The sequence below is a fragment of the Chryseobacterium sp. AG363 genome (assembly GCF_003610675.1).
Lineage (GTDB): Bacteria > Bacteroidota > Bacteroidia > Flavobacteriales > Weeksellaceae > Chryseobacterium > Chryseobacterium cucumeris.
Map to the genome: position 1 here is coordinate 2238606 of NZ_RAQF01000002.1, position 12544 is coordinate 2251149.

20 protein-coding genes are annotated in these 12544 nt (G+C 37.3%); 14 read left to right on the forward strand and 6 right to left on the reverse strand.

Annotated elements, in window-relative coordinates:
• Positions 1-73: 73 nt before the first annotated feature.
• Positions 74-646 (reverse strand): helix-turn-helix domain-containing protein, encoded by a 573-nt coding sequence (locus tag DEU39_RS10080; RefSeq protein WP_120231846.1) that lies wholly within the window; start codon positions 644-646, stop codon positions 74-76.
• A 175-nt stretch (positions 647-821) separates the two neighbouring features.
• Between DEU39_RS10080 and DEU39_RS10085 the strand changes: the two genes are divergently transcribed.
• Complete coding sequence (locus DEU39_RS10085) at positions 822-1700, forward strand: CPBP family intramembrane glutamic endopeptidase (RefSeq protein ID WP_120231847.1); 879 nt, start codon at positions 822-824, stop codon at positions 1698-1700.
• 71 nt (positions 1701-1771) lie between these two features.
• Here DEU39_RS10085 and DEU39_RS10090 read toward each other — a convergent pair whose 3' ends face one another.
• Positions 1772-2851 (reverse strand): hypothetical protein, encoded by a 1080-nt coding sequence (locus tag DEU39_RS10090; protein ID WP_120231848.1) that lies wholly within the window; start codon positions 2849-2851, stop codon positions 1772-1774.
• Positions 2852-3235: 384 nt separating this feature from the next.
• Between DEU39_RS10090 and DEU39_RS10095 the strand changes: the two genes are divergently transcribed.
• The 11 genes from DEU39_RS10095 (at position 3236) to DEU39_RS10150 (ending at position 7787) form a co-directional block, all read left to right on the forward strand.
• The gene (locus DEU39_RS10095; RefSeq protein WP_034697211.1) at positions 3236-3451 is read left to right on the forward strand and encodes a RebB family R body protein; all 216 of its coding nucleotides are present in this window, start codon (positions 3236-3238) and stop codon (positions 3449-3451) included.
• Positions 3452-3468: 17 nt separating this feature from the next.
• Positions 3469-3984: a hypothetical protein gene (locus tag DEU39_RS10100; RefSeq protein ID WP_120231849.1), complete on the forward strand. Its 516-nt coding sequence runs from the start codon at positions 3469-3471 to the stop codon at positions 3982-3984.
• Positions 3985-4022: 38 nt separating this feature from the next.
• The gene (locus DEU39_RS10105; protein ID WP_120231850.1) at positions 4023-4211 is read left to right on the forward strand and encodes a hypothetical protein; all 189 of its coding nucleotides are present in this window, start codon (positions 4023-4025) and stop codon (positions 4209-4211) included.
• Positions 4208-5035, forward strand: a complete 828-nt coding sequence (locus tag DEU39_RS10110; RefSeq protein WP_120231851.1) for a hypothetical protein — start codon at positions 4208-4210, stop codon at positions 5033-5035. Before DEU39_RS10105 ends, DEU39_RS10110 begins: the two co-directional genes overlap by 4 nt.
• Before the next feature lie 35 nt (positions 5036-5070).
• Entirely contained in the window at positions 5071-5454 is a 384-nt protein-coding gene (locus DEU39_RS10115) for a hypothetical protein (RefSeq protein ID WP_120231852.1), read from the forward strand.
• Positions 5455-5474: 20 nt separating this feature from the next.
• On the forward strand, positions 5475-5702 hold the full coding sequence (locus DEU39_RS10120; protein WP_123279494.1) for a RebB family R body protein: 228 nt from the start codon (positions 5475-5477) through the stop codon (positions 5700-5702).
• Between the two features lie 465 nt (positions 5703-6167).
• Complete coding sequence (locus tag DEU39_RS10130; RefSeq protein WP_034697220.1) at positions 6168-6425, forward strand: RebB family R body protein; 258 nt, start codon at positions 6168-6170, stop codon at positions 6423-6425.
• A gap of 77 nt (positions 6426-6502) precedes the next feature.
• Positions 6503-6760, forward strand: a complete 258-nt coding sequence (locus tag DEU39_RS10135) for a RebB family R body protein (protein ID WP_034697223.1) — start codon at positions 6503-6505, stop codon at positions 6758-6760.
• A gap of 77 nt (positions 6761-6837) precedes the next feature.
• Positions 6838-7095 carry a RebB family R body protein gene (locus DEU39_RS10140; protein ID WP_034697225.1) on the forward strand — a complete coding sequence of 86 codons (258 nt, stop codon included), beginning with the start codon at positions 6838-6840 and terminating at the stop codon, positions 7093-7095.
• Between the two features lie 86 nt (positions 7096-7181).
• Positions 7182-7439, forward strand: coding sequence for a RebB family R body protein (locus DEU39_RS10145; RefSeq protein WP_034697227.1), 258 nt, complete (start codon positions 7182-7184; stop codon positions 7437-7439).
• Positions 7440-7523: 84 nt separating this feature from the next.
• Complete coding sequence (locus tag DEU39_RS10150; protein ID WP_034697228.1) at positions 7524-7787, forward strand: RebB family R body protein; 264 nt, start codon at positions 7524-7526, stop codon at positions 7785-7787.
• A 64-nt stretch (positions 7788-7851) separates the two neighbouring features.
• Here the strand turns inward: DEU39_RS10150 and DEU39_RS10155 are convergent, their stop codons facing one another.
• The 4 genes from DEU39_RS10155 to DEU39_RS10170 are packed head-to-tail and all read right to left on the reverse strand — an operon-like array spanning position 7852 to position 10604.
• Positions 7852-8532 (reverse strand): response regulator, encoded by a 681-nt coding sequence (locus DEU39_RS10155; protein ID WP_062674641.1) that lies wholly within the window; start codon positions 8530-8532, stop codon positions 7852-7854.
• Positions 8533-8540: 8 nt separating this feature from the next.
• Positions 8541-9290: a sensor histidine kinase gene (locus tag DEU39_RS10160; protein ID WP_120231855.1), complete on the reverse strand. Its 750-nt coding sequence runs from the start codon at positions 9288-9290 to the stop codon at positions 8541-8543.
• Positions 9260-9865 carry a hypothetical protein gene (locus tag DEU39_RS10165; RefSeq protein ID WP_120231856.1) on the reverse strand — a complete coding sequence of 202 codons (606 nt, stop codon included), beginning with the start codon at positions 9863-9865 and terminating at the stop codon, positions 9260-9262. Before DEU39_RS10165 ends, DEU39_RS10160 begins: the two co-directional genes overlap by 31 nt.
• A gap of 25 nt (positions 9866-9890) precedes the next feature.
• Positions 9891-10604: a hypothetical protein gene (locus DEU39_RS10170; RefSeq protein WP_120231857.1), complete on the reverse strand. Its 714-nt coding sequence runs from the start codon at positions 10602-10604 to the stop codon at positions 9891-9893.
• Between the two features lie 201 nt (positions 10605-10805).
• Here DEU39_RS10170 and DEU39_RS10175 point away from each other — a divergent pair, with 201 nt between their 5' ends.
• Positions 10806-11441, forward strand: coding sequence for a LysE family translocator (locus tag DEU39_RS10175; RefSeq protein ID WP_120231858.1), 636 nt, complete (start codon positions 10806-10808; stop codon positions 11439-11441).
• A 175-nt stretch (positions 11442-11616) separates the two neighbouring features.
• A complete protein-coding gene (locus tag DEU39_RS10180; RefSeq protein ID WP_120231859.1) occupies positions 11617-12480 on the forward strand; it encodes a helix-turn-helix domain-containing protein in 864 nt (287 codons plus the stop codon).
• Positions 12481-12544 lie beyond the last annotated feature (64 nt).

Below are 12544 nucleotides of genomic sequence, written 5' to 3' on the forward strand. Positions count from 1 at the left end.
CAAAGATTCAATTTCCTTTTGTTTTTCTGCTAAAAATGAACCCGACAAAAACCCGACAAAGTCATGACAGGCTTTATATCATACTGAATTTCAGTCTGAAATAGAGTTTTTTATTCTTATCTATTTCGGCTGCATTTCTAAGGATGATAAATACATTGGAAAGCACAATCAGGATCATCAGGATCAGGGTAAACTGTTTTCCGAACTTTAAAAAGATGCCAAGCATGAAGGTAATAGGCGCCATCACTGTCCAGATCATCTGAACTGAAATAATCTGTCTGGCCAGGCTGTTTCTCTGCTTCATACTATGCATGAGAATAAGTGGAACGAAAATGTTCAGTGGTGGTAAAAGGGTAAAGATGAGTGAGGAAAGATTAATGATTTTAATGTATGAATAATTGATTGGAGCGTTCTCTTCTTTTGCTTCTATTTCAACCTCATCTGTTTCTGAAATTGCTGCCGGCTGATCCTGCTGCAATTCAATCTCTTCTATTTCCAGAGCCTGAGCCAGTGATCTTAACGTATGTCCCTTCGGCTCTGTTCCGGATTCTATCCTTTGAATGGTTCTTACGGAAATCTTGGATTGTTCTGACAGCTCTTCCTGGGTCAGATTTTTTTGTTCTCTTATGGCTTTTAGCTTGGACATCGTTGGGGATATTCTGAAAAAAATGTTTTGGCTAATTTACAGTTTTCCTTATTAAAATTTTTTCTTACTTCTGCTGATATTTAAATTATTAATCATATAAAAAATAAGTGTATTTTTATTTAAAAATAACTTTCTATTTTTCAGTTATTTACAAACACTAACACCACATCAGTTTATGGAAAATACACTATCCAAATCCGAAATCAGGAAGAATATTGCTACTTATCTGATTCTTACTCTGCTTTTCTGTCTTCCAGTCTATTATATGTGTATTCGTACAGGAAAACTTGGCGGCGGAATGATCTCTTATGCAACAATTGTCATGTGGTGCCCCGCTATTGCTGCATTTCTTACCTGCCGTATCAGAAATATTCCCATTTCTTCCCTGGGATGGAAATGGGAACCGACAAAATACCAGATTATGGCGTATTGTATTCCTGTTCTTTATAGTTTGGTACCTTACCTCATCATCTGGATCAGCGGTGCCGGCGGCTTTTATAATCATGAATTTGTCGCGGAAATTGGCAAAGGAATGGGCTGGAATCTTCCAGATGGTCTCACGATCATTCTGTATGTTATTCTGATGAGCAGTTTTGGCATGGTACGTTCAGTAGGCTCTGCATTAGGTGAAGAAATAGGCTGGCGTGGTCTTTTAACTCCTCAGCTGGCCAAAATGAATTCTTATACCGCTACTTCTCTTTGGATGGGTGTAATCTGGTCGATCTACCATTATCCTCTCCTGCTTTTTTCCAATTATAATACAGGCGGACCTAAATGGCTGGCTCTTCTATGTTTTACGGTTATGATATTTGCAGCTTGTTTCATCTTTACATGGTTAAGATTAAAATCCGGGAGTTTATGGACAGGTGTTATTTTACATGCCAGTCATAATCTTTTTATACAGTCTATTTTTACTCCTCTAACTGCAGATACGGGAAATACGAATTATTATATTGATGAGTTTGGTATTGCGCTGCCTATTGCAACAGCTGTTGTGGCTTATTTCTTCTGGAGGAAGAGGAAAGAACTGGAGGATCGCCCACTTTCAGCGTAATCTGTTTATTAAAAAGACAGCCTTTTATTGATAGGGGCTGTCTTTTTACTATATTCTTAATTTTGAAAAATCTAATCCGGAGCAATTACTTCAATAAGCCGTATTCTGCTGAGCAAACCTTGAAATACTTCCTGGGTATCTCCGCTCTCCCCTAACGAAATACTTAATCCCTCTCCTTCCTTATCTTCATTTTTAAGGCCTATTCTACCTGCTTTTTGGCCTTCACTGTTACTTATTTCTTCAAACGGTATTTCGTTATCTTCAAACCATGATTTAATTTTTGCTACCGCAGAATTACTATTTTTGGATGTTCTTTGTAAAACTAACTGCTCCGGCTCTCCAAAGAATCCTTTAGCATTCTTATTCAATACAAACTGCACGAGAAATTTAAACTGATGCTTATCAGGTCTCGCATACCATCTGGCCTGGCTGTATCCGCCCAAATGATGACGAACGGGTATCTCATTCGGGATATTATCGTTGGCAAATACCTTTGTATTCATTATTTCATGATGGAAAGTAAGATCAGTTTTAATATTTCCACCTTCTGTCCTATATTTTTCAGCCCATTCACTTATTCCTTTAAACTCTGTTTCTCCCATTGTTCTGTAGAATGTCATCGTATGGAGATCAGGACTGCCTTCTGTTCCGTTCCTCAATAAACCAAGTCTTTGCCTCATAAATTCTTTACTTTTACTTCCGTTATCCCATCTTCTTTCATGAAATTTTTTGATAAAAAACAATTGCTGCAGATCCCGATATACAGAAGATGTAACAACCTGGGTATTCATAATGATATTAACTTCATGCCTTTCCTTTTCGCTGACATCCCCATACTTTTCTTTTCTTTCATTTTCATACTTGTCACTTTCCCACTGATCATGGTTGAATTTATAGTCTCCTTCAGATAGATAGTCTGCGTTATAAATGTCAAGTACCTGAATGATATCTTTTATATCTCCTCCCATCAGCTCCAGGGTTTCCAGCATCTTTCTTTCGTTTTCCCTGCTGTTTATAAAGTAGGTATTGAAGACCTCCTGCACAGTCATTGCTTTTATCTTTCCGTTTTTCAGCCTGATTCCTATCTTAGCTTTGTTATTTGTTCCTTTTGCACTGAAAAACAAATTGTTGTATTTTCCTATAATGCTCATAATCGTTTTATTTAAGGTTATTTATTTGATTTCTGAAATTTTTCTCTATTCTGACTTCCAGAGTTTTTATCCATATTAATAACACAAATTTCTGCGGAAACATTCTGACTCGTTAAAGGGGAAAAACCCATTTTCAGAAACTAGGGGTTTACCCTTATTTACAGGTAATGTATTTGTGTATTTCATTCATTAAGTTCTTAGATATCATAAAGAGTCATGATTAAAATTTCACTCATAGGAGAATTCCCTTATTTTTTAAAATTCCGTTTTTTCCCTTAATGAAGATTTATTTTATTTAATGAAATTTGTATCAGACAAAAGAGATCAACAATCTCATAGTCAATATTTAAATCAAAAAAAATAGTAACCCATTAAAACCAGAATATGGCAGAAACAGTAAACACCCAGACTACAGATGCAGTAACGCAGACTAACGTTACGGTACTTGGTGAGTCTCCCGCACAGGCTATGAGTATGCTTTACCAGATGGCCACGCATGCCAGTGGAATTTCCATTCAGAATTCTGTGACAAACCAGCAGAACTTGAACCAGCTCAACCCTGCGATTGTTGCAGATGCCATTAAAATTTTAAAAGGATAATTTAAAACCTTACCATCATGAGTGAAAACAACAGTGAAACCCAACAATTCCAGGCAGCCAATGCTACCACTCCGGCGGAGAAAGCTGTAGTATTTGTGAACAGTGAGGTATTGGCTCCGCCTAAAGCTTCTCCAATGACCGGAGTAACCAAAGTAATGATAGAACAGTCTACAGGAATGATGGTTCAGGATTTACAGTCATTCTTAAAAGGATTTGAGCAGGTAGGTTTAATTGCTTTGAGCAGATTGGCCAATAATCTCCTGACCTACGGAACGACTTTCGGGCCGGCTCCGGGCAATAAAGAGACCTCTGTTCAGATGGCTGAAAATATTCAAGGCCAGGATGCAGGAAAAGGCAATGAAATGATGAAAGACTTATTCAAAATGGTAAGTGATTATGCTGAAGTAAAGGCAAAAATTTCCAATACTATTTATAATGTCAACGCGCTTCCTGTCTCAGAAGCCCTTCCTTCTCCACCATCTTACACGGAAGTTTCCTCTGAGGCTGAAGATCCTGAAAAAAAAAACAAGTAGATCCGGTTCCGGAAGAAGTCTCATCAGAAAAAGAGAGTATGAGAAAAAGCTCTATTAAGGCTGATCATGGGGGAAAATTAGTATTAAAGTCAGTTAAACTGACACAGCCACTCGTAAAACCAGAGATTAAAGAAGCGGTAATTTCTTCTATAGAAACGGAAGTTAATCCCAAGAAAAGAACAATAATAGCCCAACTCATTGAAAAAATTAAAATAAATAAGAGATGAATTACTCCTCAGCAACCAAACCTGCCAAAATTTTAAACCTGGAAAGTTTAAATGATTTGAATGAAAGACTTTATCTGACCAGAAGCAATGATATTCTTTATCTGAATCCCAAAAGTACAGATATAAAAAAGAGCGATCATTCGGAACGTTTTATATTTAATCTTCAGACCTCGGACATTAATATTCAGCCTTCCATAAGACTCGTCAGCTGTATCAACAGATTAGGGAAAAGGTACAATCATTTTCAGTGTTTTGTAGTAGAACCTAAAGATCAATCAACGGGAATAGCTGTGATCATGGTCAAACTGGATGATCCGAAAGCCTTTTACTGTAATGTTAGAATTTTACCTCTCAGCACTTTAAGTGAAGTAGCTTCTCCGGAAATTGACTCAAAGCTTCTTACCATCAATCTTGAAAAATCAAAATGTATACTCAAAACCGATATTACGATTACACCGTCTAATACAGGGGAAGCACAGTATGCGGTACATGATGTGGATGTGTCAGCTATTTCGGAATTGGTAAGCCAGAATGAAATCATAGAATTAAAAAGAGAACTGGAATTCCAGGCTTCCAAATTGATTGCCCACTATTTTCAGGAAATCCTGAGTATTATAGTAAACGAAACAACTCCAAATAACGGTACACCACCCGTGATTCCGGATGATTATGTCCTGACTCTTCCTTCTAACCAGCTTAAAGAAATGTTGTCGGCCAGTGCCATCTCAGCATGTATCGCTCTGGAGATTACCGGATATAATGTAGTGAAAGAAATCAACCGGGACTGGAGATCTGCTGCTGCATTTATTAATTATCTGCTGTAAAAAACAGATGTTCTAATCTCATAAAAATATAAAGTATGCGCAGAAAAATCAGTAAGAAATCTCCTGCTCCCAGACCACCGGTGCCTGTGACAGAACCTGAAATGGTAGAAAAAGAAATCATGCCTTTTGTTTTAAGACATGAAGACGAAATCATTACTTATATCAAGGAGAAAGCCATCAAAGAGACCATGAAGTCCCTGGCTCCTCTTCTTGAAAAACTGGAGGAAGCCGTAAAACAGCATGAAGCAGCTCCTGTTCCTGTGGCCAGTCCACCACCACCTGATGCTCCTGTAATGAATTATGAAGAACAGCTGAAAAAACTGCAGGAAGCCTCAACAGCAAAAATAAAGGAGAAAGAACTTAAAATAATGGAGCGAATGAATAAGCTGAATACAAGATTGGGTAATATCAAACCTTAGAACCAACAAAACGAATGAATATGAACGAAATTGATACAATCGTAACCGGAATGTCTACCGCAGTACCTCAGGCTATTTCTGCACAGGTAAGCGCACATTCCACCGGACAGATGCAAATCAATTCTGCATTGAACCAGCAACGGAATGCTATGACCGGGATCAGCCATTATGTGATGGGATTAAAAAAAATGAGTCCCAAAAATATAAAGCTCAGGCAAATGGAAGCCATTAAAAAAGAACGTTTTTAATCCAGCTCTCTAAAGACTACGGATGCGGTTTATTTCTCTGCAAAGATGAAATCCGGTGCTCTCAGCATATATACAATCAGGTCAACATTTATTTTTGCACCGCCTTTCAGATGCTGTCAATGTACAAAAGCAATCATTCAGAATCCGTCTTTAGCCCAAAGGAATCCGGCATTGCCAGTATACCCGCAGCAGGAATTTATTTTTGAGACATATATTAAAAATAAAGACCGCATCCTTTTACAAAAAAAATATGCTTTAAACTCGCACAGGTTTTACAGATAGGGTTTCAACCATTGTATTCAGAGCCACCCTTCAGATCCAGTTTATTCATAACCTGTTAATACCAATGCTTTTGAAATATGTTCATCTGCAGGATCTGTGGTGAGTTTAAAACTCCAACATAAAACTAGTTTACCTCAATAATTTATTAACCGAGATCCGATCTCAAAAAAAACAATTACCATTATGCCAGTTAATGAACAAATCACAGACGCAGTAACACAATCGAACGTAAAAGTAGTAGGAGAATCTCCTGCAATGGCACTAGCCAACGTGTATCAATCTGCAGCCCATTCTACAGGAATCATGTTTGAAAATGCGGTAAATACGCAAAATCAGCAGAATATTTTAGGCCAGGCAGCGACCACTCAGGGAATCCTGCAGATCTATAGCCTGGATACTGTAGCTGACGCAGTTTCTATTGCGAAGATCCTTAAGCCTTAATTTTTAAGCTATTTGATCCAAGTAATAACCTCAACCGGAAAGCCCGGTTGTTTTTAACCTAATAAACCTTACTCATTATGCCAGTTAATGAACAAATCACAGACGCGGTAACGCAGTCTAACGTAAAAGTAGTAGCAGAATCTCCCGCAATGGCGTTAAGTAATGTGTATCAATCTGCTGCACATTCTACAGGAATTATGTTTGAAAATGCAACAAACGCTCAAAATCAACATAATATTGTTACCCAAGCAGCCACTACTCAGGGTGTGACTCAAATCTACAGCAAAGACACCATCGCTGATGCTCTTTCTATTGCTAAAATTCTTAAACCTTAAACCAATTCTGCAGACCGCAGAATACATTAACCCGCCGGAAAACCCGGTGATTTTAACCCAAATAAACAATAATCATTATGCCAGTAAACGAAAAAATCACAGACGCAGTAACGCAATCCAACGTAAAAGTAGTAGCAGAATCTCCTGCAATGGCTCTAAGCAACGTGTATCAATCTGCAGCACATTCCACAGGAATCATGTTTGAAAATGCAATCAACACTCAAAACCAGCAGAATATTGTTACCCAGGCAGCGACTACACAGGGAGTAACTCAAATTTACAGTCTGGATACGATAGCCGATGCGGTTTCTATTGCTAAAATCCTTACTCCGTAATCACTTTTTACGAAACTATTATAATCAATTATCTGAACAGCCGGAAACTCCGGTTGTTTTTTAAACCAAAATAAACAATAATCATTATGCCAGTAAACGAACAAATCACAGACGCGGTAACGCAATCCAACGTAAAAGTAGTAGCAGAATCTCCTGCAATGGCGATGGCCAACGTATATCAATCAGCGGCCCATTCTACAGGAATCCTGTTTGAAAATGCAGTGAATACTCAAAATCAGCAAAACATTGTTACGCAAGCAGCAACGACACAAGGTATTGCTCAGATCTACAGCCTGGATACTGTGGCAGATGCAGTTTCTATTGCTAAGATCCTTAATCCTTAATTGGTTTTTGCGAATAGCTTAAATACCATTACCGTAACAACCGGAAATTCCGGTTGTTTTTAACCCAAATAAACAATAATCATTATGCCAGTAAACGAACAAATCACAGACGCGGTAACGCAATCGAACGTAAAAGTAGTAGGAGAATCTCCAGCAATGGCTCTTGCCAACGTATATCAATCTGCTGCCCATTCTACAGGAATTATGTTTGAAAATGCAGTGAATGCACAAAACCAGCAGAACATCTTAGGTCAGGCAGCCACTACACAGGGTGTTATCCAGATCTACAGCCTGGATACTGTGGCAGATGCAGTGTCTATTGCTAAAATTTTACATCCTAAATTATAGTGTTTTTAGATTTCTTGTTATCAGGGAGTACATTAATGTGCTCCCTGATTCTTTTTGGATCGAACTATTTATCAAATAATACAATCTCATCCGGATCTATCACCTTATTCTGTACGGCATAAATAACAAGTCCTGCCATATTTTTCACTCCGGTTTTGATCATAAGATTGGTCTTGTGAGTTTCTACCGTTTTGGGTGAAATAAACAGAGAATCTGCAATTTCTTTGGTGCTCAACTGCTGGCAGACCAGTCTTAAAACATCTATTTCTCTTTCTGTGAGTTCATTTCTGGAAAAAGCATGAAATTCCGGAAGCTTATTGGAAAGCTGGGTTCTCATAACATTAATCTGGTCATTGGAAAAATAATGTCCGGTATGATGAACTGTCTTGATTACGGATAATAATTCTTCGAGTTCAATTTCTTTGGGTAAAAAAGCATGAGCACCCATTTTCAGCATCTGCCCCATGAATGAACGACGGTAGAAACTGGAAAGAACAATTATTTTTGTTTCGGTTTCTTTTTTAGCAAGTTCAGCCATGACTTCAAGGCCATCTCCATTGGTCATCCGAAGATCCAGAATCAGGATATCTAAAGATGCAGAATCCTGTTCTTTAAGAAAATGATATCCGCCTGTTGAGGTAAGCAACACCTGAAAGTCTCCATTATTTTCAATATAATTTTTCAAAAGCTGTACAAACAGCAGGTCATCATCTACAATTCCGATTTTAATTTTTGAGTGTTCCATGTTTATTTTTATTGTAATGCCAGACAGGCAATGAATTTTGTACCTTTTTGAGGCTGTGTCTTAAGTTTATAAATTGCTTTAATTTTTTGAGCTCTGGACTGAATATTCCTCAGCCCGATCCCTCCTGAATGTTTTTCTATGATAAATCCGCAGCCGTTATCTTCTATGGTTAGTATCAGATAATTCAGAGAGATTCTTAGGGAAACATCTACTCTGGTAGCTTCAGCATGTTTTAAAATATTGGCGATGAGTTCCTGAACAATTCTGAAAAGATTAAGTTTTACAGGATTACTGATGGCCGTCCTTATTGTCATATGACGGAAAATAACCTCTACATTTTTATTGATCTGATCAAGATAGTCTGCAATTAAATCTTCCAGTTCTATCTCATCGAGATCAGGTGGCGTAAGATTATGAGATAACTCCCGGATCAGCTGCATTGATTTTTTTAAATCATGATTAAGATCTTCCGGTCTTTTATCATTGATATTCAAACGGATAAGATTCAATTGTGAAATAATATTATCATGAAGTTCTTCTGCCAGGCGTTCCCTGTCCTGTTCCTGCCAAAGCAGCATATTATCCCGATATTCTTTTTGGGTATTTCGGACCAGCTTTGAAACCTTTTGTTTGTTTTTCTTTATACTTTTCAAATAATTAATCACCAATAACGTAACGAATAGCGTTGTTAAAAAAAACAGCCCAATACCGATCCATATCCATAGAACTATCTGATCCTGATTTTCCCAACGCCACATCCCAGATTAATAAATGCTATATAAAAAGACAATAATAAGATCCCTCTAAAAAGCCAGATAGGTGCTACCCAGCTCAGGTGATTGCTGATTAAAAAATTAAAGGTAGTGGATATGATACATTCTATAGAAAAAAACAGGAAAACAAGAATGTTCACAATAAACATATTCCTGTCTGCCCTGCCCTGCCTGATGATTTTCATAAAATAAGAGGCGGCATAGCTACAAATAATAATACTGGTGATAATATTGGAATAAAAAGTAATCCGTGTATTGTCTTGCACATATAACAGATTAGTAATCAATGCCAATATAGCATAACAATAGATCATCCATCTTAATTTAAGCGAAAGCTGGATATAATAATGATTATAAATCACGGTAAGAGTCATCAAACCAAAAAACTGACTTAATGTATAATTGTAGATATTGAGTGTATTTAATTTCATCAGCCGGTCCGTTAAGTCCGTTAGCTCCAGCATCAATTCTCCTGTGAGCAGTATAATCACAGGAAGTTTTGTCTTGATCCCTTCCTTTATCAATACAATCAGCCCGATACATAAGACCAGATTAATCATAATTTGTAAATACAGGGATAGGCTGTTATACGAAAACACTGGTACTTTGCTTCAGAAGTTGATAATCATTAAGAGTATCAATAATCGTAAAAGGAGGCCTTGGGGTGGAATAATTTTCAGCAGTCTCGCTCATATGATTAATGGCCAGACTTTTCACTGTAATGATTTCGATATGATAAGGGAAGTCGGGATCTTTTTTTTCCAGATCATCTGTAAGTCCAAAGAAACTGGTACACGCCTGCCCACCTGTAATTCCAATATTCTCATAATCTGAAAACGGTATGGAAATCAATTGAAAGATATCATCTGTTTTCTGAGCCTGCAGCCAGGAAGTCCCAAACATGTTCCATCTGAAGTTACGGTTAATGGCTGATTCAGCAGTAATGGGAGGAACATCTATCACAATGTCATTGCTGCTTTCTATTTTTGATTCACTGAATTCTACTAAGAAATCTTTAACAAGAATGGTATTGAAATGAGCATCTTTATCACTTTTAGAATCAATCAGGAAAAATTTCAGCCGACCTTCATGAATTCCTACATAAGCATGAATCATTTTGAAGTCATCAGTTCCAAAATTTTTTTCCCACAGTGCAATGTCTTCACCTGAAACGCTGAAGTGAGTTCCCTGATTCAAATAATTCAAAATTTCTGCTCCATTGGTATCAATTCCGTTTTTGTAGGAATCAATAAGATGTTTCCATTTTCTGATAGCTTCAAAGATGTTTTCAGTAGTCATGATAATATTTATTTGTGAATGATAATTATTTTATGAGTTGAAATTTACAAAAAAAACAGACTGATCTATTTTTTAAATCACATTCAGGTGGAAAATAAAATATAATTTGAGAAAAAAATACTTTTTCTTCTATCTCTGATAAAATTAAACCGGAAACACCACTTATCTTTGTACCGGAAATCCCTTTAAATATGTACTAACATGATTCCATTTTACGAGCTTATATTTTTTATTCTAGCCGCACTTATTTTAGTCATCAGCCCTGGTCCTAATATGATTTATCTGATTTCAAAATCTATAACGCAGGGAAAAAAATCCGGATTTATCTCATTAGCCGGAGTCGTATGTGGATTTTTATTCCATATCATCATGGTTTCATTTGGTCTTACAGCTGTTTTGCTGGCTGTTCCACTCGCGTATACCGTTCTTAAAACACTGGGAACTATCTATCTTTTATATCTTGCTTATCAGGCTATTAAACCCAAAAGCAAAAATATTTTTGATGTTGACAAAAATGTTGCTCATGATAGTCCCAAAAAGCTTTTCACCATTGGTTTTTTAACGAATGTACTGAATCCGAAAGTGGCTGTGTTTTACCTGTCTTTCTTTCCTCAGTTCATCAAACCCGAGTATGGCTCAATATTTACCCAAAGTCTGGAACTAGGGATCATTCAGGTTCTGATCAGCTTCAGCATCAACTTTATCATTGTATTAACAGCTGCAAAAGTTGCTGTATTCTTTTCCAATAATCCGGTGTGGATAAAGGTCCAGAAATGGTTTATGGCCAGCGTATTAACTTATTTAGCTATAAAAATGGCATTTTCAAAAGCAAAATAAAATCCGGAACAGGTTCTCTTTCTGTTCCGAATTCCGGTGTATATTCATATAAAATCTGACTTGAAGAAGCATCATGGTTATGCACCGCGAATTTGAGATTAAAATCCGGGATGTAAAACCGTGAAAATACGTAATTTTGCTGTTCCGTATTATCCTCATCACAACAGGTTTAAAGATGAAACAGACCATTCCCACCTATGATTTAAATGGTATTACCCATCATCAGTTCCATATCAAAAGGATGGATAAACAGCCTTATGATTCTGGGGATATTCTTCTGGACAAAGGAATCCATCGGGACAGTCATTATATTTTCACCTGCATGGAAAGCGGGCATGTAAGAATGATGGTCGATTTTAAAACAGTTGAAGCAAGAGAGTCTACTATTTTCTGCGTATTGCCGGGACAGGTACATCAGGGACTTTTAATGAAAAATGTCTGCGGATGGTTTGTGGCAGTAAAAGCAGAACTTGTTCCTGACACGGTACGTTCTTTTTTTGATGAATCTTTGGGTGAAATACAGCCTCTGTCTGTGGATAAGAACCTTGTCAAAAACCTTAATACGACAGCCGGCCTACTTCATGCCTCATATACAAACGAAATGCTTTCCACTAAAGAAGGATTTCTCATCGTTCAATCGCTGCTTAATGCTTTTCTCGGAATGTTTGCTCTGATGTATTCCCGGAAGAATATTTCTCCGGCTTCAGATGAAAACCGTGCTTTACAGCTGTCAAGAGCATTCAGAATTTTGGTTCGGAAAGATTTTAAAACCATGAAAAGTCCATCTGAATATGCTGCAGCTTTAAACATTACAAGAGGATATTTAACGGAAACGGTTCGTGAAGTCACAGGAAAGCCTGTACAACACTGGATTCACCAGGAAATTCTGATTGAAGCCAAAAGATTACTGGTCTTTACCAATCTGAGTATAAAAGAGGTAGCTTATGAACTGGGATACAGCGATCACACCTATTTCAGCCGTTTGTTTTCAAAACTGGAAGACCGGTCTCCATCAGAATTCCGGAATCAGCACCAATAAATACTCGACCACGAATAGTCCAATTAATTCCCCGAAACCGCTATCGGTATTTTCTGATTTTGCA